This window comes from Nitrospiraceae bacterium, from assembly GCA_020632595.1.
Lineage (GTDB): Bacteria > Nitrospirota > Nitrospiria > Nitrospirales > UBA8639 > Nitrospira_E.
Window position 1 is genome coordinate 68078 of record JACKFF010000007.1, and the last position, 26016, is coordinate 94093.

A 26016-nucleotide genomic window follows, 5' to 3' on the forward strand; every position below is an offset into this window, starting at 1 on the left:
CTTGTGGGACAAGGCGTCGTGCATATTCCCTGCCCCACATGGGTGAGTTTGTCTTTTTCAATTAAGGAATTTCCTCTTACGAAAGATCCGGATCAACCCACAAGCGGCTTTTGACTCGCCTGGCGCCGGCTTCATACGCATTTTCTACCGCGTCCGCAATCTCCCCTTTATTTTCAACCCCACCGTAAAGTGTGGCTATTCCGTTTTTAACCCCGACCGAGATGTTGTCCGAATTGACAAATGGACTCATCCAAAGCTCATCCTCAATCTCCTGTTTTAGTTCTCTGTCTCCCATGTCGGCCCATGGACGCTCCTCGGTCTCACGTTGAGAAAGTTTATTGCGAACCTTCCAGGCTCCCGAATCATAGGCAATTTCCTGGGCATCAATCATGGCGCTCCGGTCTTCCACTGTGCCGGATAGGGTCACGACTCCATAATCGACGGATATACCTACATTGTCGTCATCAACAAAAGGGCTCATGGCAAGATTTAACTTAATACGTTGACGAAGCTCCGAATCCGTTAAGACATAGTCATCGTAATCGTATCCGTAATCATAATCGTACCCATAACGATCGTCCAAATATGGATCATAATCAAAATTAGGATCGTACTCGTAATACGGGTTCACGTCGTCGTCATAGACGACTTGGCTTTGTGCGAGACTCGGGGCCCCGGCTATACCCACCAAAAATGCGACTGCTAGAAATGTTCGGAAAGAGTCCTGTAATAATCTCATCTTATGGTTCCTCCTTGACGTAACTACAGTGATATAGGTTAGCGATTGAATCCTCTGGACTGATTTCTGGTGGTCGATTCAAAATATTCATCCTGGCCGGGTCCACGTTCATATGGCCTTTGTTTTCCGCGGTCCCTAGGCTGCTCGCTGTAAAACCTCTCATTTCCACGGGCATGGAGGCGTCGATCTTGTTCCATTGCCCAAGGCATCTGGTCTCTGTAGGAATTACGATTATGTCTTGATGATTCACTCCATCTCCCACGATCCTCATAGGGGTAATCTGAATAATAAAAATCGTCAGAATAATATCGCTGGGTGCCTCCGCGTTCCATCCGGGGATTTTCACCCTGATTTCTTAAATTTTGTTCCCTGTCCCGGAACGAACCTTTCGATGCGCGATCTCGGGAACGATCAAAATTCTCCGTGTTTTGCCGGATATTCCGTTTTTGAACTCTGTCGTAGCTGCCTCCGCTTCCTTGCCAATGATCGCTGGTGTACCCATCCCACCGGTTGCCGGAAATGTTTGGTTCATCCGGATTAAATAATCTTACGCCTTCCTCCTGCCACCGATTGGAAGACCTCTGCCTATTTCCCGGATGGTTTCTGTTTCGAGATTTCCAATTTTGATCGGCCTCAGAAAAACCCCGTTTGGCATATTTCAAAATCATGGCCTGGATAGGTTGAATTTCCGATGCCGTATACCACCCACGTCCTGCACTTCGATCCAGCACGTTGATCGCCCTGCGAACGAGGTGACGTGCATAACCGGGCTCCCCATTCTCTAATCCCTCAGCCGCTTCATTTAATAAATCCAGAATTGTTGATTGAGGGGATCCTCCCGGTATGTTCATGAAAATGTTACGAAATTGTGGTTGACGAAACTCACGGGCGACATCCTGTACCCAATTTGCAGACAATTCCTGTTGTGGGGCAGGCGCGATCCAGGGGGCTGCATGGACTTTTGATATTTCATGGTCGCTGCCTCCCCATGGCATTCCCAACAAAGATAGTGCTCCTGCAACTAAAATTGGTCGTGCATAAAAACGGTTCATCACAAACCCTCCTTTCTTGAAATGAGATATTTTAAGTGGTAAATGCGGTGAGACTTTCTCCGTCCACCGCTTGTTGGTGGGAAAATAACTCTCAAATTATGGCTGGCAAACCCTCAAAAACCCTGGAAAAGGCCATAAAAGTGAAGCTGGTTGTATTGAGTTTGACAAAATATTGGGGTCGGCCGGGCGGTAGGTTTCGGCGTAGTGTGTAAGTAGGCGGTCAAGACCCTGGATGGAGGCAAAATCTGGGGATCAAGAAGATATCCTCCAGGGTTAATGCCAGTATGGGAGGTTCGAGTATTGCCTTAAAGTGGGGAGATGAAGGTTAGAAAAGTTCATGCTTTTTATGGGTCTGTTGAAAAAAAGCCACCAGCGGCGTTCTCGCCATTTTTTCGTGCTCACGTACTCAGCGTACGCTCCGCGCGCAAAAGCGGCTGCGGCCTTGCTGGACGGATCCTTCGGGAAGACTCAGGGCATGCTTTTTTGAACCGACCCGGAGCCTTTGATGAGTGATCTAATCCTGGGCAAATTTGCCCTTGAAAATCTTTATTATTCAACACTCCCTTTATGCATATGTTCCTATATGTTCCTTAGATTAGGAGTGGTTGGAAGGGCCCTAGGTCAGGAACCTGCAATCCCCCTGGTGCTCGAGGAGCTTATTGATGACTCGCCGGTAACCTACCGGAAGGAGTTAATTGAGATATATGGTGATCGGCAATATGAACCTTTGTGGATTTCACCATCTGATTTTCTTAATGCCGAGGGACAAGGCCTTAAATAAAATTTTTAGCGAAGCCGAACAGCTAGGGGTCACATGACAATAGATCGTTTACACAGAAACGGACAAGACATCGTTGACAGGTTGGAAGACAAAGATTTTGGATATACAGTCTGCTTCGTTTCATGAAGGAGAGAGGAAGTATATGAGTCAAAAAAACCTTTGGGCTGATCAAGCAACGGCAACACTGCATCGGGTTGTGGTTGCAGGAACAGTCTGTCAGTTGGATTGCCCGGCAGCTGCAACGGAGTCGCCAATGGGTGCACAAATGGATTGGTCGCTATCAGGGAGGGGGGAAGACCTGGTTTTTGGAGCAATCGAAACGTCCCCACCAACTCCCTCGACGCGTGAGTCCGACCTTCGAGCGGTTGGTGCTCCATACCCATACCCGGCTCAGAAGTCGGAGGAGCCCGCTGGGCTTCTATGGGGCCGAAGTTATTGCCAACGAGTTGCTCGCTTTGGGCATCCGCTCCCTGCCTACGATTCGCACGATTCATCGGATTCTGGTTCGACACCACCGCGTGATCCGCAAACGGCGGTTCCGATCTCGCAAGGGCCCGCCGGTGCCGTGTCCCTTGGCGAGCCAGCAGAACGACGTCCATCAGATCGACTTCATTGTTGGCCATTACCTGTCCTCCCAGCGTCCGGTGGTCATTCTGAACCGGAGGATGTGGCGACAGGCCTGGTCGGTGGGACGGTGGAGCCCGACCGTCGGGTGCAGCGGGTCTTGGCTTTTCTGGTCAGAGATTGGGAGCACCATGGGGTGCCTCGATTTTGCGAATGGACAACGATATGAGCCTGACGGGCGGGCACATGCATCCTTGCAGGTTGGGGCAAGTGATTCGATTGTGCCTGGCCTGTCGAGTGGTTCCCGTCTTTACCCCCGAGCGAGGCCCGGCCACCAACGCTCGCGTCGAGCGCTACAACGGCCTGTGGCAAGAAAAAGTCTGGAAGCGGTATCGGTTTCGGACGCTGGGGCAACTGCAAAGGCGTTCCCTGGCTTTCCAGGACGCCTACACCACCCACCTCAAGCAACGCCTGAACCGTCAGGGATCGCCGGCTATCATCAAAGCCGATTTGCGATTTCTGCCACCAGATCTTCGGTGGGGGCATCCTCTGCCCCTTTATCGAGGGCAGATTTGGCTTATCCGGAGAGTGAATGAACAGGGCCATATCCAGATCCTCAATGAACAAATACGGCTCCCCCTGCGGTACGCCCAGGAATTCGTCCGAGTGGTTATTCGAACGGGCCCCCAGACGCTCTCCGTATACTGGAGACCATCGGCGGGTCAGAGATTCACACGCATCAATCATCGATCTTACCAACTCCGTGAAAATGCCAGAACACCGCAGCTGTAAACTGGGGCAACCGCTGTCTGTCAACGATGTGTTGTCACTTGTCGGGTAAATATTAAAAAAATATAAGCTTCTACGCTGTAAACAATAAATGGGTCAATTCTAAGCATAGAAGCGGATAGGATCTTTTTTCTGGAACATGAAGGTTGGTCTTTTACTCTTAGCCTGGCTCTTTTTTTTGTTTCGACAGCAATCATCGGACTGGTTGGGTGGAAACTCACTCAATTGGTAGACCGGCTGGCTGATCGAACAGGGATTGGCGAGGCGCTTGCGGGCGCCGTTTTCCTGGGGGCCAGTACATCCCTGCCGGGCATTGTTACTTCCGTGACAACCGCATGGGGCGGTCATGCTGAATTTGCCGTGAGCCATGCCCTTGGAGGCATTGCCATACAAACAGCATTTCTTGCCATTGCCGACATGACCTATCGGCATGCCAATTTGGAGCATGCCGCAGCATCGTCCGCCAATCTCATGAACGGGGTGCTCCTCATGAGCATGCTCTCGCTAATTTTACTCGCTATCGTGGGTCCTGATTTCAGCCTTTGGAATGTGCATCCGGTCACGCCATGTGTCGTCGCCATATACATTTTTGGTCTTCGGCTGGTGCATCATTCGCATGTTGAGCCATTATGGAGTCCCAAGGTAACGCCCCACACGAAACCCGATGAACCGGAGGCGGGCAACTGTCATGAAAATCTCCAAAAATTATTGATGGCGTTCATTGCTTTTGCCTTGCTCATTGGAACGGCCGGGTGGATTCTCGCCGGTTCTGCTGTCTCTCTTGTGACTCATACCGGACTTTCTGAAACACTGGTGGGGGGAGTCTTCACGACCATGAGTACTTCTTTGCCTGAATTGATTACCTCGCTTGCCGCGGTGCGTAGGGGGGCGCTGACGCTTGCCGTAGGAGGAATTATAGGAGGGAATACCTTTGACACGCTTCTGGTCGCGTTTTCCGATTTCGCGTATCAAGATGGATCGATTTATCATGCTGCGACGAATCAGCAAGTCTATTTGATCGCCTTAACTATGCTCATGAACGGTATTTTATTGCTTGGGTTGCTGCGTCGGGAGGAACATGGCATCGGCAATATCGGATTCGAAAGTTTTTCTATTTTACTTGTTTATTTGGGAGGAATCGTCATTCTTTTTCTATCCTGAAGTTTTTAAAACCCGGAACCCGGGTTAGATTTGTCTGAGTGGAACGTGGAGGAGCCGGTCTCTGATCCTTTTTACTGCGCTGAATGAGAAGTCTTTTATGAAGGGTCCACCTGTAAACGGTTGTGACCAAATCTGGCTCCGGCTACAAAGGCATGTTCTGCGGCGAGGGATCGTTGTTGCCAACTTCGCACAGAACCCTTGAGCGTCGCGACGCCATCTTCAACACGGACAGAGATGGAGTGATCGGATAAAAATGGACTCCACCAGAATTGGTCTTCGATATCCTGTCGAAGCTCAGGATCGGATTTATCCTGCCATTCAATCGCATATTTGAGTCGGTTGTCGACCGTTGTCGCTCCTTTAACACGGGCGGCCAGTAACCCTGCCCGGGATTTCTGAGATCGTGACTTCACCGTACCTCTCAGAGCGATGGTACGATTGGAAACACTGACATTGATGGTTTTATGGTTGAGCAGGGGATCATGGCGAAATACCGCCTTGGCGCGTGTGGCAATATCTTTATTGGAATAATTTTGTTTTGTACGGACTTTGATGAGATTCATGACATTGTAAACGCCAGTGGTATTCCAGGTATTTTCTTCGGCAGTGGTCTTGGCTTGGAGGTTATCGACGATGCCTGTAAGTGTGACGAGGCCTTCCTTGACTTCAATCGTGATATCCGCGTTGGTTATCCTGGGATCATAAGAAAGCGCATCATAGATGGCGTACTGGATGGTTTCATCGGATGCTATGTGAAAGCCTGAACGGCGCATGGGTTCACGGGCAGACCACTCTACCTGCAGCTGTTCGCCGTTCACAGATGTGATGCCATCCACCCAGGCCAACGAGATAATCCTGGATTTCTCATCAACACTTCTCACCGTACCGGCTACTGTGACCCGGCGATCCCGAACGGTTATCATCACGGGTGATGAATCAACCCATACATCATGATGCAGACGTTGCAGGATTTCTTGTTGAACGGCCTTATCAGAACGATTCTTGACGGTAAGAACCTCCAGCTGATCCTGAATGGCTTTGGTGCCTTCGACTCCCTTCGCCACCTGGAGGGCCAATTGTTTTTCCTGCCAGGATTGAACCGTACCGGTGAGGGTGCCACGACCGTCTGTGACCTTCATACTCATGTCATACAGTTCCGTTGCGGGATTTTCTAATAAGGCCGATTGCACGTGATCTTCAATATCTTGATCCTCGAGGCTACTTAAAGGGTTGACGAGTAATTGATTCATGACACTGCGAACTCCCTTGATGGGTGCTGTGAGTGCCGCTGCCCGTTCCTTGGCCAGGATGTTGTCCACCTCGCCAAGGAGCGTGACAATGCCTTTTTCGCTGACAACATCAATCAGATTTTCCTGGACAAATTCGTCTCCGGCCAGCCGGTCTTCGATGGCCAGGATCATTTCAGCCTCCATCACCATATGCTGTCCTTGTTCTGCGCAGGCACTGGCGATAGGCCAAAATGTGAGCATGACGGTCAGGAAAGTGACAACCACCCTCGAGACTTGTGTGCGTGTCGGGCTGTGCAAACAGAGATGACACATGGTTTGTCATTCCCTATTTAGCGATACACCCATATGGGCAATATTTGAATGCGAAGCGGATCATTGTGATTGTTTTCCCCATTTCAGGCCAATGGTTAATTGGAGTTTTGAGACTGTTTAAAGGCCGAATTCAAGTGGAGATAGGCTCCTTCGGTCAATGTTGCAGCCGCGGCAATGCGATCTTGTTTGATATGGGAAAGGGCATCGTCCAATTCGGAAATCCCTTCCCTCAAAAAATCAGAATCAATCCCTTCCTGTTGTGCAAGAGAAGCGGCCTTTTTTGCGGCCAATGTATTTTTGTGAAATAAATCTTTCCTCCCCTCTTCTCCATATTCCCGAGCAATTTTTGCGTGATGAACCGCATTTTGGAGGAATCTCGTCTGGTCATGAAGGAGGGGCAATGTTTCGTCATAGGTGACTTCCAAGTCTGCTAACACGGCATCCATTTCAGTCTTATTCCTCAACCAGGGTTGAGGATCGATGACATCAAAATTTTTGGAGATACGTTCCGCGTGTTCCAATTCCTTTGTGAGTTTCATGATGGGGGCATTTAAATCCTCTTGTTTCTCTTGGCTGGGAGCCTGTGTTCGCATCTTTTTGAGATCATTGAGGAGCGCACGGGATTTCTGTAGTTGTTGGTGGACGTCTTTAATGTAGGGTTCGTGATTCTGCTGAACAGCCTTTACCAATGTAATGGGGGGAAGAGGAGTCTGGTCAAAACTTCTGGTCTTTCCGAATGATATATAAAAAAAAGAGAAAATACAGAGGATCGTGGTGATGAAGATGATGGATGATTTTTGTGAAAAGTTCTGTTGCATACATACTCTCCTTTCTCGATACTCTTTTTTGAGTCGGTGAAAAAAAATTATCCACCTTAGGTAGAATGAAAATCAGGACCATATCTCACTTTTAACCGATTACGAATCCGTTCGGCTCCGGAATTCCGCGCGACTTCTCTAGCTCGTCTCCATTCCACGATGGTAGGTACGGTACCCTTGAGGGTGACGGTGCCATTGGACACGGTAACCATAATATCCTGGTCAAAAAGACCCGGATCCCACCAAAATACACGTCTGATCTCTTCCCAAATTTCCTCATCCAATTTACCAGGCGATTGAATTTGGAGATAATTCACGACATTGATGACACCCTTTACTCTTGCCGCGGCTCGAACAGTTTGGGAAATTTCGGTAGGAGAATTCAGGTATCCCTCGAGAGACACTTTTCCACTATTGGCTGAAATCTTAATTTCGTAGCCGTCAATGAGAGGATGCTGATTGAACGCTTCCCGGACCCGTTTTTCCAGTTCGCGATCAGCAAGTCGCACGGGAGGACGAACTTTAATGAAACTGCGTACCCGCCAAATGCCTTCCGTATTCCGGGTCGTCTCTTCTGCAGCGTATTTAGCCGCTAAGTTGTCCACAATTCCGGTAAGGAAAGCCGTGCCTTCGACAACGCGAACGTCGATGTTACCATCCTGAAGCCGGGGTTCATATGTGAAGGCTGTTCGTATCGCTTCTGCTGTATGGGTGTTTGATGTGAATACGTCTTTGCGTTGACGAAGCATTTTGTCCCGTGCCCACCATTCAACTTTGAGTGGGGCCACATTGACGTCTTTAACTCCACCCACCCAGGCATCTGTATAAGCGCTATTCTTTTCAGCCAGGCTCCCCACAGTACCGGTTAACGTCACATGCCCCTGGTCGACCATGATGCCGATGAGGCTTTCATGGACCCAGACGTCGGATTGAAGGCGACGGAAAATTTCCACTTCGATTTCTGAGTCGGGACGAGAAGCCGGCGGATTCACGGTAATCCGGCTTCTGAGGGATTGCACACCTTTTACCGATCTGACGACTTCCTCGGTCAATTGCTTTTCCTGCCAACTTTCTACTGTTCCAGTCAGCATTACGCGACCCTGACTAACCTGTACGGTGATTTCATAAGAGTCTGATGCCGGATCTGCGGCTAATGCGGCAATCACCTTGAACCGTACTTCTTCATCGCCAATCCGGCTGGTAGGGTTCACGGCAATGGTATTGATAAGTGCTTGAACACCTCGAATGCTGGCAACAATTTTTCCTGCACGCTCCCTGGCCAGCAGGGTAGGGACCTCTCCCGACAACATGACGACTCCATTATCTGTATGGACATCAATGCCATTTGAGGGAACCGTCTGATCGACCAGAAAACGGCTTTCAATGGCGACGGTAATATCTTTGTCCCTAATGACATTCTGGTCCACTTTGGCCAAACCTAGTGATGGCAGGGCCACCATTAATACCATCACCTTTAAAGCAGGGGGTATGAAGCCTTGTCGAAAAATGGTTTTCATCTGCATTATCCGAGGGTGTTGAAACTATCCTGATATCTCCAATTTTCTCTCAGGCAAGAATTGACCTCGTTCGGTGTTTAAAGCCGCAGTAGCTTCATTTGCAAAAAGACCACTGGCATTAATTTGTTGGTATGACGGGGGCGTAGCTTCTACGTTCTTTATAAATGAAAATGGAGAAAAAGGGTCCTATGCGAAACCCTTGATGTCCGGGATGCGAAGGGTGACCTTAGCCTAAGGACGTCATGCCGGAGGGCTTGAGGGAAAAGTTATTTTGAGAGTGCACGGCAATTCAACCGTACTTAAATCACCAGCGCATACTGAGAGATCATTGTTGGCAAAACTACGATACATTAAAATGTGTGAAAATTAGTTTGTATTCGTTTATCGTTGTTGGGGACTTGACCACGATCTGATCGGCACCGTTGAGATCGAATTTTTGGGTGAGCCTTCGATCACTTTATCGCTGTATACGAGATAAATGAATGTCTGACGTTTCTTGTCAAAGAATCGAACCACCTGCAGTTTTTTAAAAATCAGTGATCGACTCTCATGAAACACCTTTTCTCCTTCTTCAAGCTCAGCAACTATGCGAATGGGACCGACCTGGCGGCAGGCAATTGAGGCATCTGAAGTGTCCTCAGCGACACCAACCATGCCTTTCAATCCCCCTGTCTTCGATCGACTCAGATGACAGGTGACTCCTTCAATCTTGGGATCATCAAACGCTTCAATCACAATTTTGTGATCAGGACCCAAAAAATTGAATTTTGTATCCACACTTCCGATTTCCTCCGCATGACTCGAAGAGATGATCAGAACGGAAAAGAACAGGACTTTCAAAAAAATTGTCAGCATGTACGCATTCTCCCCTAACCGGTGTTTTACCTTGTCTAAGATGAAAATTCGATGAGCGTTACTTTACTCTATGATCCTTATGCCTCAAAACTGGACAAATTCTGAACCCCTTCAAGAACGTCCAGTGCCAGACGTTCCAGGGACAAAGGGTGTCCTTATTCTTTGCTCAGCGACGGTGCGACCATTTCAGGCCCACTCCTTGCAGTCTATCGAACACCAACCGGACAACAGAAAAATACAGGATAAGGCTCGTCACATCCGTGGTAGATGTGACCATGGGACTATTGGCGACGGCAGGATCGATATCTAATTTGGTGAAGTGGACAGGAAATAATACCCCGAGGAGATTGGAGACCACAACGGCTGCAACTATTGCTAATCCTGCACCTACGCCCATAACCATCCCTCCCCATGTATAACCGATACAACCAGCACCGATTCCCATTGTTAAGTCCAGGGTACTCAGGCTCTTTCCAGGCTGTGTTCAGCCATTATGTGGATTTCACGTCCTTAATTGACAGGCCTCGAAGCATCAGCATGGCTGCTTGTCCACCGGTGTTCCCTCCGCTTCCCATTAGAATAAAGAATGTTAAGCCGAGTGTGGAAGCTAGCGTTTCCTCATACATGGCGATGACACTGGATGCAGTCAGATGGACCAGAATGAAGGCCATCAACCTGAGAATACGTTTGCAATAGAATATTCAGATACCCAAAAGCTGTTGTGCTTCCTGCCGGTCTTCAGGACCTAAAAGGTTGAGTAACCGGCTAATTGTGTGGGGAGGCAATTCCTCTAATATCCCTGTCCGATCGTCAGGCCTCAGTTGTGCTAACAATTCACCCGCTTCCCTGTCGGTGAGTTCAGTCCATAACGAAGCTTGAATTTGGGGTGTCAGGTATGAAAACAGCTCGCCGGAATCATGACGAGACAGAGAGCTGAATATGCGGACGCGCACTGGTTTGGGAGTATGCGCCAGGGCCTCAGCTGCTTCGGGAAGCGGAAGGCCGTTCAACAGCTCTCGCAATTCCGACCACTTTTCTTGTGCAATCAACTCCTGTACCGTAGATATCTCCATATGCGATTCCTCCCGCCCGGTATGACGAATGACTGGCGAGCTAAACGTATTCGACATTTTTTAAAATAAAGGGAAAACATCATTCTTTCAGAAACCCCACGGTCAGTCATCAGGAGACGAAAGGTGAAGGTCAGTCTGATTGGTGATTATAGACAACAACGTGAAGACCAGGGTTCGTCATGGGGTCGCTTTGTGACGTCTGCGCGGGAAGGCCCAGGCTTGAAAAATACAAAGGAGGGGCAACATGATCGTGAAGGATATTATGGCCCCTAGGGCAGAGGTGTAAGAGGCTATGAATATTTCGATCAGGCCGTCTTGTCTATGTGACGCATTGGGTAAAGTCGTCTGCCTGTCGTTGATTACAATCGATTCGTTTGGCGCACTGACCAGAACATCGATAGAGAAAGGCCTGTTAGGTGTTGGGACCTCACGAAGACTCCGGACCAAAATACCATGATGGCTGGAGGCATGACCTGTTTCGAACGTTTCACGGCCCATGAGAAAACTGGACGGTTGAAATGGATGCCTGAAAGTTGCCTGGTCGTCTTGAATTGTGAGGGGCACCCTGTCGAAATTGTTTTGCAGAAAAATCCTTCATGGTTGGAGAAACGAATCGAAACACATACATCACGTCGACAGATTCCGTGACACCGGCCAACCCCACCGTTCCCCAATTTTCGATAATTCCGTCATATTTATAAGGTTCAGAACGCTCTGCTTCTCCGCGTGGGTATTCCCCTCGTCCCTCACTCTTTCTCAAAGGGATTATCGAACAAAGGGGTCGTAAGGAATCTCCTGGGAAAAGATACCTTGATCGGAAGGAGAGGCTTGATACGTTGATTTCTCGTCCTCCAACCGCATCACATCATAAATAAGGTACCCATTGACCGCTCTGGCAGATTCCCGAACCCACCCCATGGCTAACAGAATGATCACCGTCAACCCTGCCAACGTCATCAACAAACCCGCCATCCGTCTTCGTGGGGTTCCAGACTCGATACTCGAGGCGGTGGCTGGTGACATTCGACTAAAGACATGCATGGAATAGATCCAATGTCCTACACCAAAAATAACAAGGCCCGATAGCGCAAAATATTTGAATGGCTGCATCTTTCCTAGCGGATTTATTTCCTGAACGAGCAAGCGGTTGAGAAGAGGGATATGTTGCAATTGATAGGGCATCGCCAGAATCATAGCGGCGATCACGATGACAGGGAGTGACAAGGGGAGGTATCCGATGAAAGAGGGAGGTGGTTTTGACTGCGACCGCACCATCTGCATAACATACAGAGAACCGACCAGTATTAATAATCCATACAACAATGCCACGAGATCAAAAAGCCATGAACGTTCTCCTAACATCACGGTATAAAATGCCTGGGGTTGCCCATATCGCAAATGAAGCAAGTATTGATATCCCACCACCGGCATGACCAGCAGAGCTCCATAGCCAATGACAAAACAGTAACTTCCTCCTTTTTGGAAAAAGGCTCGATCTGTATCAGTTGTCGATTTCAGATAACGGACGGCACAGATCCCCCCCAGGGCAAAACCCGCCCACGTCAGATTGCCAAACCACCGGTGAAGATCTAAATGAATCATGGTGGGATTGAAAATGTTTTCCCATGCTTCATACACCGGATGAGGCGTCAACATATAGGAAGCGGTGATATCGATCAGAATCATGGCACTTAAGGCACAGCCTGCGGCAAGCCATATAAAGGCCAGATGCACCTGTTGTCTCCATCCACGCCGCCCCCAATCCCAAAGATAATACCAGGCATAGGCAAAAATCGCTTCTCCCAAAAACAACGCCGCCTCTCCCAAAAACGGCCAAAACATGACGTGGAATAGACGATGCCAGAATTGAGGCCAATAGATGTTCAAAGCAAACACCAGCACGACGCCCAAAAATGAAATGGTCGCGGTAGATAGGACTAGTGCAAACGCAATCAACTTGGCCAGCCGACGGAACCATTCTTTTCCCGTCAGATAACTACAGGTCGCTGTCACCGCACCGATCAAGGATGATCCCACAATGAACGTGGCAAATAAGCTATGAGTCAGGGCCGAGGCGGCAATTGCCACACGTCCGACGGTCATGGAAGTTTCAAGCGGCTCAAGCGTCATGGGAGCGTCTCTCCTCTAAACGTGGCTTCCGTCTGACTGGTGATAATTCCATGAATGGTATCGGGCCCTCTCGCCACTTCCCGGATGGTTCCCATTGTCAAATAGAGGACCAGCGCGGCCAGACCAAGGACCATGGCGATAAGATGAATGAACGGCTTGTTGAGTGAGGGCGTTGAGCCTCGCATCCAAACAGGGAATACATACAAAAGGTACCAACCCGTTTGAAGAAGCACGATAAGGTTCACGATACGCCGATAGAAAGGATACGGCGCCAACGCGACCATTAACACCACCGTCAGCACATAAAATATCTCGGCCCGGTAGGAATGTCCGCGCTCCAGATGAACCGAGCGAAAAATGAGATGGCTGCCTAACAGGAGTAGGGCCAGGAGGGTAAATTGCCCTATCACCAACAGGACCGTTTGGCCTTCATAGAGGTTCTGCAGAATATCCGGCTGGGCATTCTGTATGTGTTGCGCGAAGACGAAACCGGAGACCGGCTGAATCATCAGGCTCACAATGCCGATGCCGATTCCGGTTTTCAGCAGGGTGAGATAATAGGCTTTATCGTTTTTTTGACCACATTGTTTCCTGAGACGCCATCCGGCATAAGCCGCCGTGACAAATCCGGCGATGACCAGGTTTCCAAAGAATCGATGGACCATCAACGGCACCCACGTCGGGTTCCAGAGTCTTGCCCATCCACTATCGCCTTCGACAGGAGTCATCATGAATGAACCGATTCCATCGAGTATTCCTCCCCACACGAGAATGAGTACCGCAGCTACTGTTCCCAACGTGATATGCCAGGTGATACTTTTTGAACGGAGTCGATCCCAAAAGTGATAATAGGGATACAGACACAACACTTGGATAAAAAACACGACCAAAGCCAGATGCAAGGGATAGCGGAAGTGATTAAACAGGTAACTATTCGTGAGAGGAAAAAGCCCGATGAATAATTCCAACATGAAGACCGCCAACACAATGCTGGTGGTATATGTCACCAGCGTAAATCGTGTGGCCAAATATGCAAAATCCGTAAAATAGGGACGCCTGCGTCCTAACCCTTCCGCAATAGGAGCCAGTACCATGAAACCCACACCAAGACTTGCCAGGGTGATATGGGCCAAACTGAAGAAGCCGATCCAAAAACTTGAACCCGTCATTATGTTCACCACATTTACCAGGACGCCTTAATTAGCTCGCCGGATTCGGTTCCTGCATCAAGGGACCGGAGGATAGCGCATGATCCCCAAAAGTCCGAAGAAATGTCACCAAGCCCCATCTCTCTTCCTGAGAGAGAAATGGTTCAAACGCCGGCATCACGTTTTCTCCATGGGTCACAATGGTATACAGCACTTCATCAGGTTTCTGTTGCACCGCCGAAGCATGAAGATTGGGAGGCATGTCCGGCAAATACCCGGCCACGGGTCCGTCGCCCATTCCCTGTTGTCCATGACAATGGGCGCAATTAATTGCAAAGAGCCGTGCGACATCGGTCGGATTTTTTGTCTGTTTCAGGGGAGATGTCGCAAGGGAAAATGGCATCATATTCGGAGAGCTTTCCGGCGGCGAATGTACCCGGGGAGCTTCTTGATACGAAAACGAAGGTTGTTCTTCCATATCTTCCGAGCATCCCCCTAGAAACAGTCCAGCCAACATGATCCAACCCAGGAAACGGTACGAGTGGTTCCAATCAAAATGGTTCAGCATCTTTCCTCGGTCCTTATGAGTTACCTGTTATGGTCCGAATTTCCACTTCAGAAGCCCCGGCATTTTGAAGCAGGCGGAAAATGGAGTGAGCCTTGGCGGTGTCGTTCCCAACCTGAATTGATAGACCTACCGACCCCTCATCAATGCGCGGATCATTGGGAAGGCCCGACTGTTGCACGAAGGCAATTTTGATCGCCGCCGCAAAAAAGGTCACGACAATTGCCATCAGCATCATAGTTTCATAGGAGATAATTCCCACTACCGGAATACTCACAATGGGTTTTCCGCCCGTCGCTAAAGGAAACAAAAGCGCGGTTCCTGCGGCGAAAAAAATCCCGATTCCAATTCCCACGATCCCTCCGATAATGGTCAGGCGATGGATCGGAATGCGAACGGGTTTATTGAGCAACGAGGATTCCAGTGGAAGAGGGGAGAGAATTTCCATAAGGATATCGGGAATGCCCTGGTTTCGTATTTGATCAAGCACAGGAGGGAGAGCAATCGCCGGATCGAATAATCCTAGCACCACCTGTCTGTCTGCGGTCTCAGTGTTCTTGGGCATGTTTTTTCCCCAGTTTTTCTTCCCAGATTGAAATCACCGGAACGAATTTCACCGCAAGGGAATACAACAAGAGAGCCAGGGCCAACGTGCCTACCAGAATGGCGAGTTCGATCAGCGAAGGGAAATACTCATCCCACTGAAATGACAGTCTCGGATGGGCGAGGGGAGGGACAATGATCAGCATGCGCTCGATATACATCCCGAGATTGATGATCAACCCCACCATCATGAGTCCAACCGGCCATTGTCGAAAACGAGGCCATACCAGCGTCAGCAGGGGAACGATATAAATACAACTCACCATGAACCAGAACGGCACGGCATAGGCTCCGTAGAGGAGGGAATTCTGCACGGCAATATGATCCGGCACCTTGCCATACCAGATCGTTAACTGCTCAGCAAAATACATATAGGCCAGGACCAGGGTCGTGACGAGCAACAATTTCCCGAGTTTCTCAAAATGTTCGGTTCGAACATAATTTTGCAAATGATACACTTTCCGCAGAACGTAGAGACCAATCAGCACCATAGAAAGGCCTGAATGCACCGCGCCGACCACAAAATAGGGAGCGAAAATAGTCGAATGCCATGCCGGCACGAGAGCCATGCCGAAATCAAATCCCACAATGGAATGTACCGAAATCATGACCATCACGATCAAGGGCGTGATAATGCGTATGGCCATTTCCAATGTGCGCCACTGCGCTTGAGATCCATGCCATCCGATCGCCAACCAGCGATACACGGTTTTTCTCCAACCGTGAATTCGATCCCGTGCCAGCGCAAAATCGGGAATTAAGGGCAGATAAATATAGATGGTGCTTGCCGTCGCATACGTAAAAATGGCTGTCGCATCCCACATCAGCGGAGATCGAAAGTTCGGCCAGAGTTCCCGTTGATTGGGGTATGGAATCAGGTAATAAAACCGCCAGACCCGACCCAGGTGGTAGAAGACGAATAACGCGGTGACGAGAAGGGCCACAACCGTCATGAGCTCAGCTATTCGCGTGACAGGTCGACGCCATTCCGCATTCGTTAACCGCAAGACACCGGAAATAAACGTTCCGGAATGGCTGACGCCGATCCAGAAGACGAACGAGGCAATATAGGATCCCCAGAAAATGGGATGATTCAAATCGGTTTGTCCGATTCCGGTTTGAATTTGGTAGGTCCAGGCTCCTGCGCCCGCTGCGACAAAGCAGGACAGCACGCCTACCCAGAGATAAAAGGTCCAGGTGGTCGTTTGAAGCGGCGAGAGAAGGTCCCGGTTGATCCTGGGCATTTCTTTCCAAACCGTTGGCCGGTCGGTCATTCCGACAGCCTCCGTAAATATGTCACGGCCGGATGCGTACCAAGAGATTCCATCAGATGAAACCCCCTCCGGCTCTTCTTTAAGTGAGACACCCGGCTGTCGGGATCATTCCGATCACCAAATGTCAGGGCGGATGTGGGGCAGGATTGCACACAGGCGGGTGTGATTTCCCCATCCCTGACCCGGCGGCCTTCTTTATGGGCCGCTTCCTTTCCACTTCGAATTCGTTGCACGCAAAACGTACATTTTTCCATCACCCCACCGGATCGGACGGACACATCCGGATTCAGCTGCTCCGTCAACGGCTCGTCCCAACTGGGGTCGAACCAATTAAATTGACGCGCGACATAGGGACAATTATTCCCGCAGTATCGAACACCGATACAACGATTATAGACCTGCGCATTTAACCCCTCAGGGGTGTGATATGAAGCATAGACGGGACAGACGGGTTCGCACGGAGCATCGTCACAATGCTGGCACATGACCGGAAGGAATTTGGCTTTGACGTCGGGATAGTCTCCTTCCCAATATCGCTCAATGCGAATCCAATTGATCGCTCGCCCTTCGGCCGCTTCCTCCTCCCCGGAAATGCGAATATTGTTTTCGGCATGACACGCCACCACACAGGCTTCACATCCGGAGCACCGATCCAGATCGACGACCATTTCCCATTTATAGGGTAATTCCGCCGTTTTTGAATTCTCTTCCGTTGCTTGAGGATCTTGACTCATTACAAACCTCCCGTTTCCTGTAAACGTCCGATAAGAGGGTTCTTTCTGGATTGCTCCAACATCGGCAACCGCGATCCGCCTTTAAGTCGCTCAACACGCACCCGCGTCCCCCCTGTGGCCAGAGATCCTGATTGCGGATCAAAACTTGGACCAAGCAAGACCATGGGATTCACTCCGCGCCCCTTGGCATATCGTCCGTACGCACGGTGCCCCTGGCCGATGGGAACGGCAATCATGTCGGGATGCAGGCCCGGAAACACCATGGCTGACGCATCGATCGAACCATAATCCGACGTGACTCGAACTCGGTCGCCATGATGTATTCCTAACCTCTGAGCGGTGGTTGGATTGAGTTCAATCCAACTTCCCCACATGCCGGTGGTCAAAGGATCCGGCAATTCTTGAAGCCAGGGACGATTAGCCCCACGCCCGTCATACAACCCCAGGGACGGATAGGGATAACAATGCAGAGGGTAGTCGGAGGAGTTCCCCAGGAATTGCGGCGGTTCATAGGTGACGGAGGGTAGGACCGGGTTCATCTGACGCATGGGCATGTTGGAAGGCCACAACCCGCCTTTCTGCAAAGTCTCTCTCCAGCGGGTATCAACTGACTGTGGCGAATCATGTCTCGTAAGGACAGTCTGCCACCGGCTCTTCATCATATCGTGAAGAGTATTCCAGGGGACCCGTTCACGGAGCGATCCGCCCAATCGATGAGCGGCGTACAACCACACATCACCGATGGGCCGTGTGTCATAGAGAGCACGCACCACAGGCTGCGATACACTCCAGGCCGGTACGGGGGTCGTATCCTGTTGAACAACATCACCCCACGATTCCAGCGCGTCATGATCCGGCAGAATCAGATCTGCCATCAAAGTGGAGTCATCCAGGAAGGAGCTGAAACTCACGATGAACTGCGCATGGTCAAACACCCGCTCAAACTTCAGGGACGGTGGAAGGGTGAACAGAGGATCGGCGCGATATAGATGAAGCAGCGTGCGGGAGCCTTGTTCAAATTCCCTCGCCAAGTCCATCATCGTGCGCTCGCTGGCCAGCTCGGATGGGGCAAGATTCACCGGCGAGTCTTGAGATTCCATCCATTGGAGTCCCCCGCGTCGCCCAATAGCGCCGATCATCACGTTGAGTGCATTAATGAGGATTAGCGTTGTGGTACCGTTGGTCTGGGCCGTGGCCGCCCCCCCACCCATAATAAGCGGAGCATTTGCTGATGACAGTTCATGGGCCACTTGAGTAATCACCTCTTGCGAGACTTCTGTGTTGGCCGAAATATCTTCCAATGAGAAAGCAGAAAAGGTTTGGTGAAAAGATGGCCGGTGAAAAGAAGAAAGTCCTGTCAGGCCATCCCGTAATAAAACCTGTCCAATGCCCATCGCCAGTAACCCTTCCGTTCCCGGCCTAAGAGGAATCCATTGATCCGCATTCGACGCGGTGAGCGACAGACGTGGCTCCGCCTGAATGAAACGACCTCGAACCAATGGACGACCCTGCCGGAATTTTCCATAGGCCACACCAAAGGATACTGGTGAGAGCCAGTGTTCTAGGAATGGCGCACCGAATGACAGGAGATAATCCGCATTTGCCAGGTCATAATATGGAAGGGCATGGGTTTCAAAGCTGAGATGGTTGGCTGTTCTGAGAGTCTGTTCCCCCGTGGATTCGTACATCACGAGACGACCGGATAGAGAATCCATCATCGTGGTCAACAGGCTGGCTAATGTGCCTGACATTGGACGGGCAACCATGGCGGACTTTCCGGTATGCGTTCCGAGTTGCTCCACCCATTCTGCTAGGCCTTCTTCCCAGGTGATCGGACGGAATTGGCCTTGACCTCTTTGGCCTTCACGCCTCAGAGGGCCTTGAAGGCGGTCGGGATTGTACAGTCCCTGAAGAGCGGCTTGTCCTCGGGCACAGAGTTTTCCCTCATTGACCGGATGTTTGGGATTGCCTTCAATTTTTTTTGCGCGCCCTTCCATGACGCGAACCATGGTCCCGCAACCGGCTTCGCATTCCTGACATGTGGAGGCATACCAATTCGCCACTCCGGGAACAATATCCTTGTCCGGCAACAGATAGGGCACCAGGTTATGCACCTCTCGCTCACATCCCGGCAGAGATGACCCGGCTGCGGTCAGTCCAAGAATCTTAAATAAAGTCCGGCGGTATAATTCCATTGGTGTGTCCTTTTACTTGTGACAGGTCCAACAATCGTGAGAGGCTCCTCGTTGTTCATGGCAGGTCAAACACCAGCCCATTTCATAGGTGGGCGCTCTCGGGGTGCTCGACATGCGGGCAACATGTCCATGGCATGAGGTGCAGGACAGGCCCGCGACCAAATGCATTTCATGCGTGAAGTAGACATGATCCGGAAGGCGCTGCAGTCTGACCCACGGGATCGGCCGTTTTTCTTTCCAATAAACCTGCAGCATTTTCATATCCGGTGTTGTTTCAGAAAGGGACTCATGACATGTCTGGCACACAGCCATGGAAGGCACCCCGGCCACTGGAGATTGCGTGGCATACCGATGACAAAATTGACAATGGATATTCAACGTTCCCGCATGTTGTCGATGACTGAAACGTAAAGGTTGCTGATCTTGAACAGGCAGGTCGGCACTTCCGATGGAATATAGTGCACCGATCCCCATGGCAAAACTTCCGGCTAATAACGCCAAGATGACTCCTTTTATTCTTCCAGACTTCATTCTTGTACAGATGTGAGGATGTTAAGTGACCTATGGCTGATATCCCTTCATTCTTGTCCGTTTCGGCCCATGGCCCCCCACAGGCTTACCGGGCCTTGAAATTCTGAGGGATTTGATCCGTCGTTGAGTAGAATTCCCATATGAGGAATTTCCACTTTTCATCCTTCATGTCCGGCCAATCATTTTTATTAAAGCCTGGGGCCTTTTCTAATTTTTTCGGCTGAATATCCAGAGTTAAATACTCGCGATCCGGTTGGTGGGCAAGCGAGGCCCAGGGGACAGCAAAGAGCTTATCTCCCATACCTAAAAACCCTCCAAAAGATAAAACGGCATACCCGACTTCCCCATTGCTTCCAATGACCAGTTCTTCAATCTGCCCAATATCCTCGCCTTGCAAATTCTTGACTGATATTCCAACCAGCTCACTCGCTTTGTAGGAGCCCTGGTCAGGGGAAAAAGCCATAGCTTGGGAACAGGGCTCAAGGATGAAGATGGAAGCGAAAAAAGTCATTAAAAAGGATACCGGCATATAGATCTCCATCGTGCGGCGGATTCATAGGTTTTTTTACTAACATTCACTTAAGAAGCATGGTGCTCTGTTCAATGTAGATTCCTATTCCACTCACTAAAATAGATAAAATATGTTGATCCATCAGCACTTTGTCTAGCATCCACTAAAGACCCCTCTGTAAACGTAGGTTAACAATGAAGGAACCACGAATTTGGCACATTCAAGGGTTTTTGATAGTGGCGGAGTCCATCGAAATTGGCTATAAAGCGGAACCCTGATTTTGTCAAAATGAAAGGAGGCGGAGATGATTTTCTTCGTGACAGAGGACCAAAAATTTTTAGAATTGGTGACAGGCCGATTGCGAAAAATGGGTAAAAGTACGAGGGGAATTTCACATATTGAAGATTTGTGGACGCATCTCCGGCAAACTCCTCCTGATATCATCATCCTGGATGGTAATTGCCCTCATATTGATACGATAGAAGCTTTAAAGCATCTCAAAGCTGATGGGTATAAAGGCCAAACGATTGTGTTAGGAGGTGGATCTTCTGCCCCTCTTGTTCCTGAGGTCTCCAGATTTGGCGCTATACAAACGGCCGGTCGTCCTTTGGCCATCAATCGAATATTGGGCGCTATCCGAATTGCCCAAGAGCATGTGAGTATGGATTTGTGTTATTCCCTGGCAAACAGGCAGGGAGAGTCCTGGGCATGAGGCCAAAAATTTTCCATCCAAGACTTGAGTCCGAAAAATTATTCCTGGTAGAAAATCGGATTTAATCGAAGGGAGTATGTTGTTATGCCAAATACCAATGCATCATTTTCTGCCTTTTCCCGGGTAGATCAATTGAAACAACAATTGAAAAAGTTGGAGCACCTGAGTAACTCCCAGGTCAATACCAAAGTGTTGGAGCAGTTTGATCGTGAGACTGAGGAGATATTGAATCGGGTAGACGGAAGAGAAACCAAAATGGCTGCCTATAATTTTGCCACCATGGCAGAAGCGGAAGCCCTGGTTAATCTTCCTGAGTCTGCCCAAGAACCGACCTCCCGTGACCTGTTACAAAAGTCTTTGCAGCAAAGACGACAGGTGTTATTGGGATTGGTCAGTGAAATGGAAAGTTTGGAGGCAACAGAAGCCGAAGTTCTGACTGGAGAAGATCGGGAAGATCCTCCGCTTATGGGATAAAACCCATAACCAAGTTAAAAAGGTTTGTTTTATGGAAGCGAGTTTGAGTGATCCTTGTCTGATGTTACCGGGTGTGTATCCTTCAATCATTTGGCTAGTGTAAAGAGAGTCTCATTTCTTGTGCCATTATGGCACAACCCTACTCTGTCATCACGAGTGGCAGAGCATTCCCGTTGCAACAAATATCAGATAAAGCCCGGTCAGACCGCCATTCGGCCACGCGCAAGCAGAAAACTGTCGATCATTAGAAATGCTCGTGCGGCAATATTGCTCTGAGTCATCTCTCAATCCCTTCTCAGCCATCCGTTGGAGAGTTTGAGGAGCCTGCCCCAGGCTTGAATTCCTTATACACTTTTCCGATAGCGGGAGACGGCGAAGAAGAGGGTCGATGAATGTTGCGGTTTGACCACGGGTATGACAGTGTTCAACATTAATCGAACGGCCTAGATACCCTTGCCGTTCGGTTCTCACCGATCCATAAATGATAGCCAAATTCAGTGGCATGGAGAATGTACTTCTCATCGACCGAATTTTTCATCGAAAGGTTACTCTTGGGTCCGGAATGTCCGGTGCACCATTCTCTTCAAGTAGGATCTTCACTGTCGGCAGTATAATTTGTGTATTTGGCTAGAGACTGTGGACAAATCTCAAAAAGGCCTTATGAAAAGGTCTATTGAGTGACAACATAAGGCAATCATAATCTGCCAATCATGTCATCCATACTGTGTACTGAAAAGAGGCATAGGGGGCAGGGCTGGTATTAGTCTACATCCCAGTTGGATAAGAGAAGGGATTGAAAGTCGGGATGGGAAGAAGGTCATGATCGCTAATTGGATTGACATTTCCATGCCACTGTATCCGGGAATGGTTCAAAGACCCGAAGATCCACCATTTCAGATGGAACCGGTGACGGACAGGCAAAATGGGGAGATGGTTCATGTCTCTAAAATATCAATGAGTTCTCATGCCGGAACGCACATTGGCGCTCCGGTGAAATGTGGAAATTCTTTCCAAGATAATGAGCAAGCTGAGTTTTCCGCAACCATTGGTCTGGCCAAAGTGATTGAGATCCAGGACAGAAATTCTGTAAAAGCGGAAGAACTCAAAAAACACCGGATCTATTCGCATGATCGGATTCTTCTAAAAACACGAAATTCCGCTTCTGACTGGTGCGCCGAATACCCCCATGACGATACGATCTTTCTTGACCGAACTGCTGCGGCATGGCTTGCCGAACGGCGGGTGAGCACGGTGGGAATTGATGCTCTGTTTATTGGAGGGAAACACGAATGCGGAAAAGAAATTGCTCGCATACTTATTCAAGCCGGTATTGTCATTATTGAGGGACTCGAATTCTCTCGAGTTAAAGCGGGTGAGTATATGCTCATCTGTTTACCCTTAAAAATTCCAAATGGAGATGGTGCTCCAGCCAGGGCCATTCTCCAACCGGTCCGGTAATGGTGAGAGAAAAAATTTCATAGGTGGCCCATGCTGATGAATGGTTATCCAATCTTGAAGAACGAAAGGAGCCGAAGGATTTTTGATGTTTCCTGCGACACAGACTTAAGTTCGGTGCCCCGACCTCTTCTGCCGAACTTGGCTCCATCCGATGCCTGACATCTACCAGAAGGAAACCTCCCAATTCGAGTATGAGGGTTCCTCTCCATCTCTGTCATCCACATTTGAAGCCGGCCATCTATCCCAATTATTTCAGGGACCGATCAATATCCGGTCCATTGCGCTCACGGGACTGTTTCTGTATGCCTCACTCATGGTGATGTATGTGGCCAAAGCCATCATGCTTCCTGTGTTTGTGGCTTTATTCCTGAATCTCTTATTAGCTCCTCTTGTGCGGGGAGTTGAAAAATTTTATATTCCCGCGCCCCTAGCAGCTGGGGGGATCCTTCTCGTTTTAATCAGCACCCTTACGTTTGGAATTATGCAGTTGTCGACTCCCGCTTCTCTCTGGCTGGACCGTGCCCCGGAAGCCTTACAACAGGTAGAACGTAAAGTTCGGACCATCAAAACTTCGGTTCTGGAAATGGGGAAAGCGACCCAAGCACTGGAACATATGGCGAGTCTTTCGGAATCCCGGAAAGCCTCAAAAATTGAAGTGAAAACGAACAGTTTGGGAGGTCTCTTGATCGATTGGACCACGGAATTTATTCTGGGATTGGTCTCAACCATGATTTTACTGTATTTTTTTCTTGCTTCAGGCGATTTATTTCTGGAAAAACTCGTGAAAGTTCTTCCACGGTTTTCGGATAAACGACGAGCAGTGGAAATTGTCCGTGGAATAGAGGGAAATATCTCCAGTTACCTTGTCACGGTGACCAGTGTGAATGTCGGTCTTGCGTTGGCGACCAGTTTTGCCATGTATCTCCTCGGCATGCCTAACCCGTATTTATGGGGCGCCATGGCGGGTATTTTGAATTTCATCCCCTACGTGGGAAGCATTATCGGTTTAGGCGCGGTGACGCTGGCAGCGACCATCACATTTGAACATATGAACAACGTGGCTCTGGTGTCCGGTACGTATTTATTTCTGACAGCTATTGAAGGAAATTTTATCACACCCCATTTATTGGGACGAAAACTGACATTAAACCCCGTGATAATTTTGGTGAGTGTCCTGTTCTGGGGCTGGTTATGGGGAGCCGTCGGGGCGCTCCTGGCTGTCCCTTTTGTGGCATCCTTTAAAATTATTTGCGATCAAATTGAACCGCTCAATACAATTGGAGAATTTTTAAGTCGCTGAGTTTACAATGGCAGGAGCACATTTCCCTTCTGCTCGAAATAACCTGTCGGGATGATGAATGCTCATTATCCCTCAAGAAAGAGTGACCCATGCCGGCTTGGGTTGTAAATTGGCTGACTAAACTTCGATCGAGTCTTTGGCTCATACCCACGTGTATGACCATTGCCGCCATTTTTCTCTCGTTGGCCGTTCCGTATTTGGACGAGTTTTTTTCTCCCGAGAAATTTGACGCTCTTTGGTGGCTCAGCAATATGGGGCCGGAAGGAGCGATGACTCTGCTTTCGACCATTGCCGGTTCCATGATTACCATTGCCGGTGTGGTGTTTTCCATCACTATTGTGGCTCTCACTCTGGCTTCGGCCCAATTCGGTCCCCGGTTGCTTGGAAACTTTTTGAGGGACCGAGGTAATCAAATTGTGTTGGGAACGTTTGTGGCGACGTTTCTGTATTGCCTGCTTGTCTTACGAACCATCCATATGGATCCCAATGGGTATACCCCATATTGGGGAACCTTGATGGGCCTCATTTTGGCTGTGTGTAGCCTAGGGGTATTGATTTATTTCATGCATCATATTGCTATTTCCATTCAGGCGCCGAATTTGATCGCTGCGGTCTATGGGGAATTGGAAGAGGACCTGACAAGGCTTTTCCCAGAGCGTTTAGGAATGCCGGAGGGGAATGAGGCGAACAAAAACATTATTCCGCATCTCATGGCCAGAATTGAAAAAGAGGGGATGGTAATAAAGGCCGAAGTTGGGGGTTACCTGCAGGCAATTGAAAATGATGGCCTTATGAAGATCGCCCGTGAACAGAATTTAGTGATATTTCTTCATTATCGACCGGGGCATTTTATCACAAAGGGAGCATCGTTAGCCAAAGTAGTGGCACTTGGGCCAATGACAGATGTCGTGTCTCAACATATCAATATGCAAATGATCTGTGGAACTAACCGCACCCAGGAACAGGATATTGAGTTTTCCGTGCTTCAGCTCGTGGAAGTGGCCGTGAGGGCACTTTCGCCTGGAATAAATGACCCCTTTACGTGCATAAACTGTATTGATCATCTTAGCGCAATTTTATGCCAGCTTTGCCAACGAAAAATTCCTTCCCCTTTCCGGTACGACCGGGATGGGGTCCTTCGGGTCATTGCTCCGGCTGTGACGTTTGAAGGGGTGGTGAATGCGGCGTTTCATCAAATCCGACAACACGGAAAAGGTAATGTGGCAGTGGTCATCTCTCTGTTGGACGGCCTGGGACGTATGGCAGAAGATGTGGTCCGACATGAGGATCGTGAGGCAATCCTTCGTCATGTCGAAATGGTCCAAAGAGCGAGCCGGGAATCCATCCAGCAAAAAATAGATTTAGAGGTCGTGGAGGATCGATGCCGCCAGGTCATGGCTTTGTTACATAAGAGAGTCACCCGGAGTTTTCTTTTGATGGACAAAATGTTGAATCTCCTTCGCTAATTCT

At 49.3% G+C, this 26016-nt stretch carries 26 protein-coding genes; 8 read left to right on the top strand and 18 right to left on the bottom strand.

The annotated features are described in order from the left end of the window. Positions 1–76: 76 nt before the first annotated feature. Positions 77–739 (bottom strand): BON domain-containing protein, encoded by a 663-nt coding sequence (locus tag H6750_13560; protein MCB9775332.1) that lies wholly within the window; start codon positions 737–739, stop codon positions 77–79. Between the two features lie 38 nt (positions 740–777). Then, on the bottom strand, positions 778–1791 hold the full coding sequence (locus tag H6750_13565) for a hypothetical protein (GenBank protein ID MCB9775333.1): 1014 nt from the start codon (positions 1789–1791) through the stop codon (positions 778–780). Positions 1792–2296: 505 nt separating this feature from the next. On the opposite strand from H6750_13565, the gene H6750_13570 reads away from it, so the two are divergent. The 3 genes from H6750_13570 (at position 2297) to H6750_13580 (ending at position 5086) form a co-directional block, all read left to right on the top strand. Then, complete coding sequence (locus H6750_13570) at positions 2297–2572, top strand: hypothetical protein (GenBank protein MCB9775334.1); 276 nt, start codon at positions 2297–2299, stop codon at positions 2570–2572. Positions 2573–2772: 200 nt separating this feature from the next. Continuing rightward, positions 2773–3732: a hypothetical protein gene (locus H6750_13575; protein MCB9775335.1), complete on the top strand. Its 960-nt coding sequence runs from the start codon at positions 2773–2775 to the stop codon at positions 3730–3732. Between the two features lie 325 nt (positions 3733–4057). Then, positions 4058–5086, top strand: a complete 1029-nt coding sequence (locus H6750_13580) for a sodium:calcium antiporter (GenBank protein ID MCB9775336.1) — start codon at positions 4058–4060, stop codon at positions 5084–5086. A gap of 95 nt (positions 5087–5181) precedes the next feature. On the opposite strand, the gene H6750_13585 is transcribed toward H6750_13580, so the two are convergent. The 16 genes from H6750_13585 to H6750_13660 form a co-directional block, all read right to left on the bottom strand. Then, the gene (locus tag H6750_13585; GenBank protein MCB9775337.1) at positions 5182–6648 is read right to left on the bottom strand and encodes a BON domain-containing protein; all 1467 of its coding nucleotides are present in this window, start codon (positions 6646–6648) and stop codon (positions 5182–5184) included. Positions 6649–6743: 95 nt separating this feature from the next. Continuing rightward, positions 6744–7466, bottom strand: a complete 723-nt coding sequence (locus H6750_13590) for a hypothetical protein (protein ID MCB9775338.1) — start codon at positions 7464–7466, stop codon at positions 6744–6746. A 56-nt stretch (positions 7467–7522) separates the two neighbouring features. Beyond that, the gene (locus tag H6750_13595) at positions 7523–8983 is read right to left on the bottom strand and encodes a BON domain-containing protein (protein MCB9775339.1); all 1461 of its coding nucleotides are present in this window, start codon (positions 8981–8983) and stop codon (positions 7523–7525) included. A gap of 381 nt (positions 8984–9364) precedes the next feature. Further along, on the bottom strand, positions 9365–9838 hold the full coding sequence (locus tag H6750_13600; protein MCB9775340.1) for a CreA family protein: 474 nt from the start codon (positions 9836–9838) through the stop codon (positions 9365–9367). A 166-nt stretch (positions 9839–10004) separates the two neighbouring features. Continuing rightward, positions 10005–10283 (bottom strand): magnesium transporter, encoded by a 279-nt coding sequence (locus H6750_13605; protein ID MCB9775341.1) that lies wholly within the window; start codon positions 10281–10283, stop codon positions 10005–10007. 46 nt (positions 10284–10329) lie between these two features. After that, positions 10330–10509: a hypothetical protein gene (locus tag H6750_13610; protein ID MCB9775342.1), complete on the bottom strand. Its 180-nt coding sequence runs from the start codon at positions 10507–10509 to the stop codon at positions 10330–10332. A gap of 30 nt (positions 10510–10539) precedes the next feature. Next, positions 10540–10911 (bottom strand): magnesium transporter, encoded by a 372-nt coding sequence (locus H6750_13615; protein ID MCB9775343.1) that lies wholly within the window; start codon positions 10909–10911, stop codon positions 10540–10542. Between the two features lie 765 nt (positions 10912–11676). Further along, the gene (locus H6750_13620) at positions 11677–13041 is read right to left on the bottom strand and encodes a cytochrome ubiquinol oxidase subunit I (protein MCB9775344.1); all 1365 of its coding nucleotides are present in this window, start codon (positions 13039–13041) and stop codon (positions 11677–11679) included. Continuing rightward, positions 13038–14210, bottom strand: coding sequence for a cytochrome ubiquinol oxidase subunit I (locus tag H6750_13625; protein MCB9775345.1), 1173 nt, complete (start codon positions 14208–14210; stop codon positions 13038–13040). The genes H6750_13620 and H6750_13625 overlap by 4 nt, the downstream gene beginning before the upstream one ends. 31 nt (positions 14211–14241) lie before the next feature. Further along, the gene (locus H6750_13630; protein ID MCB9775346.1) at positions 14242–14757 is read right to left on the bottom strand and encodes a cytochrome c; all 516 of its coding nucleotides are present in this window, start codon (positions 14755–14757) and stop codon (positions 14242–14244) included. 13 nt (positions 14758–14770) lie between these two features. After that, a complete protein-coding gene (locus tag H6750_13635) occupies positions 14771–15319 on the bottom strand; it encodes a DUF3341 domain-containing protein (protein MCB9775347.1) in 549 nt (182 codons plus the stop codon). Beyond that, positions 15303–16631, bottom strand: a complete 1329-nt coding sequence (nrfD, locus tag H6750_13640; protein ID MCB9775348.1) for a polysulfide reductase NrfD — start codon at positions 16629–16631, stop codon at positions 15303–15305. The genes H6750_13635 and nrfD overlap by 17 nt, the downstream gene beginning before the upstream one ends. Further along, positions 16628–17365: a 4Fe-4S dicluster domain-containing protein gene (locus tag H6750_13645; GenBank protein ID MCB9775349.1), complete on the bottom strand. Its 738-nt coding sequence runs from the start codon at positions 17363–17365 to the stop codon at positions 16628–16630. Before H6750_13645 ends, nrfD begins: the two co-directional genes overlap by 4 nt. Beyond that, positions 17365–19560 (bottom strand): molybdopterin-dependent oxidoreductase, encoded by a 2196-nt coding sequence (locus H6750_13650; GenBank protein MCB9775350.1) that lies wholly within the window; start codon positions 19558–19560, stop codon positions 17365–17367. Before H6750_13650 ends, H6750_13645 begins: the two co-directional genes overlap by 1 nt. A 12-nt stretch (positions 19561–19572) precedes the next feature. After that, on the bottom strand, positions 19573–20091 hold the full coding sequence (locus tag H6750_13655) for a cytochrome c3 family protein (GenBank protein MCB9775351.1): 519 nt from the start codon (positions 20089–20091) through the stop codon (positions 19573–19575). An 85-nt stretch (positions 20092–20176) separates the two neighbouring features. Further along, positions 20177–20620 (bottom strand): PRC-barrel domain-containing protein, encoded by a 444-nt coding sequence (locus H6750_13660; GenBank protein MCB9775352.1) that lies wholly within the window; start codon positions 20618–20620, stop codon positions 20177–20179. Positions 20621–20906: 286 nt separating this feature from the next. On the opposite strand from H6750_13660, the gene H6750_13665 reads away from it, so the two are divergent. The 5 genes from H6750_13665 (at position 20907) to H6750_13685 (ending at position 26012) form a co-directional block, all read left to right on the top strand. Beyond that, on the top strand, positions 20907–21314 hold the full coding sequence (locus tag H6750_13665) for a response regulator (protein MCB9775353.1): 408 nt from the start codon (positions 20907–20909) through the stop codon (positions 21312–21314). 84 nt (positions 21315–21398) lie between these two features. Continuing rightward, positions 21399–21788 carry a hypothetical protein gene (locus H6750_13670; protein MCB9775354.1) on the top strand — a complete coding sequence of 130 codons (390 nt, stop codon included), beginning with the start codon at positions 21399–21401 and terminating at the stop codon, positions 21786–21788. An 819-nt stretch (positions 21789–22607) separates the two neighbouring features. Then, entirely contained in the window at positions 22608–23246 is a 639-nt protein-coding gene (locus tag H6750_13675) for a cyclase family protein (GenBank protein ID MCB9775355.1), read from the top strand. Positions 23247–23397: 151 nt separating this feature from the next. Continuing rightward, positions 23398–24546 carry an AI-2E family transporter gene (locus tag H6750_13680; protein ID MCB9775356.1) on the top strand — a complete coding sequence of 383 codons (1149 nt, stop codon included), beginning with the start codon at positions 23398–23400 and terminating at the stop codon, positions 24544–24546. Between the two features lie 89 nt (positions 24547–24635). Continuing rightward, on the top strand, positions 24636–26012 hold the full coding sequence (locus H6750_13685) for a DUF2254 domain-containing protein (GenBank protein ID MCB9775357.1): 1377 nt from the start codon (positions 24636–24638) through the stop codon (positions 26010–26012). The last annotated feature ends 4 nt before the right edge of the window (positions 26013–26016 follow it).

Excerpts from the sequence above, each read along its gene's own strand:
- H6750_13560 (MCB9775332.1), bottom strand. The coding sequence starts at position 739 with ATGAGATTATTACAGGACTCTTTCCGAACATTTCTAGCAGTCGCATTT.
- H6750_13565 (MCB9775333.1), bottom strand. The coding sequence starts at position 1,791 with ATGAACCGTTTTTATGCACGACCAATTTTAGTTGCAGGAGCACTATCT.
- H6750_13570 (MCB9775334.1), top strand. The coding sequence starts at position 2,297 with ATGAGTGATCTAATCCTGGGCAAATTTGCCCTTGAAAATCTTTATTAT.
- H6750_13585 (MCB9775337.1), bottom strand. The coding sequence starts at position 6,648 with ATGTGTCATCTCTGTTTGCACAGCCCGACACGCACACAAGTCTCGAGG.
- H6750_13590 (MCB9775338.1), bottom strand. The coding sequence starts at position 7,466 with ATGCAACAGAACTTTTCACAAAAATCATCCATCATCTTCATCACCACG.
- H6750_13595 (MCB9775339.1), bottom strand. The coding sequence starts at position 8,983 with ATGAAAACCATTTTTCGACAAGGCTTCATACCCCCTGCTTTAAAGGTG.
- H6750_13600 (MCB9775340.1), bottom strand. The coding sequence starts at position 9,838 with ATGCTGACAATTTTTTTGAAAGTCCTGTTCTTTTCCGTTCTGATCATC.
- H6750_13605 (MCB9775341.1), bottom strand. The coding sequence starts at position 10,283 with ATGGGAATCGGTGCTGGTTGTATCGGTTATACATGGGGAGGGATGGTT.
- H6750_13610 (MCB9775342.1), bottom strand. The coding sequence starts at position 10,509 with ATGGCCTTCATTCTGGTCCATCTGACTGCATCCAGTGTCATCGCCATG.
- H6750_13615 (MCB9775343.1), bottom strand. The coding sequence starts at position 10,911 with ATGGAGATATCTACGGTACAGGAGTTGATTGCACAAGAAAAGTGGTCG.
- H6750_13620 (MCB9775344.1), bottom strand. The coding sequence starts at position 13,041 with ATGACGCTTGAGCCGCTTGAAACTTCCATGACCGTCGGACGTGTGGCA.
- H6750_13625 (MCB9775345.1), bottom strand. The coding sequence starts at position 14,210 with ATGACGGGTTCAAGTTTTTGGATCGGCTTCTTCAGTTTGGCCCATATC.
- H6750_13630 (MCB9775346.1), bottom strand. The coding sequence starts at position 14,757 with ATGCTGAACCATTTTGATTGGAACCACTCGTACCGTTTCCTGGGTTGG.
- H6750_13635 (MCB9775347.1), bottom strand. The coding sequence starts at position 15,319 with ATGCCCAAGAACACTGAGACCGCAGACAGACAGGTGGTGCTAGGATTA.
- nrfD (MCB9775348.1), bottom strand. The coding sequence starts at position 16,631 with ATGACCGACCGGCCAACGGTTTGGAAAGAAATGCCCAGGATCAACCGG.
- H6750_13645 (MCB9775349.1), bottom strand. The coding sequence starts at position 17,365 with ATGAGTCAAGATCCTCAAGCAACGGAAGAGAATTCAAAAACGGCGGAA.
- H6750_13650 (MCB9775350.1), bottom strand. The coding sequence starts at position 19,560 with ATGGAATTATACCGCCGGACTTTATTTAAGATTCTTGGACTGACCGCA.
- H6750_13655 (MCB9775351.1), bottom strand. The coding sequence starts at position 20,091 with ATGAAGTCTGGAAGAATAAAAGGAGTCATCTTGGCGTTATTAGCCGGA.
- H6750_13660 (MCB9775352.1), bottom strand. The coding sequence starts at position 20,620 with ATGCCGGTATCCTTTTTAATGACTTTTTTCGCTTCCATCTTCATCCTT.
- H6750_13665 (MCB9775353.1), top strand. The coding sequence starts at position 20,907 with ATGATTTTCTTCGTGACAGAGGACCAAAAATTTTTAGAATTGGTGACA.
- H6750_13670 (MCB9775354.1), top strand. The coding sequence starts at position 21,399 with ATGCCAAATACCAATGCATCATTTTCTGCCTTTTCCCGGGTAGATCAA.
- H6750_13675 (MCB9775355.1), top strand. The coding sequence starts at position 22,608 with ATGATCGCTAATTGGATTGACATTTCCATGCCACTGTATCCGGGAATG.
- H6750_13680 (MCB9775356.1), top strand. The coding sequence starts at position 23,398 with ATGCCTGACATCTACCAGAAGGAAACCTCCCAATTCGAGTATGAGGGT.
- H6750_13685 (MCB9775357.1), top strand. The coding sequence starts at position 24,636 with ATGCCGGCTTGGGTTGTAAATTGGCTGACTAAACTTCGATCGAGTCTT.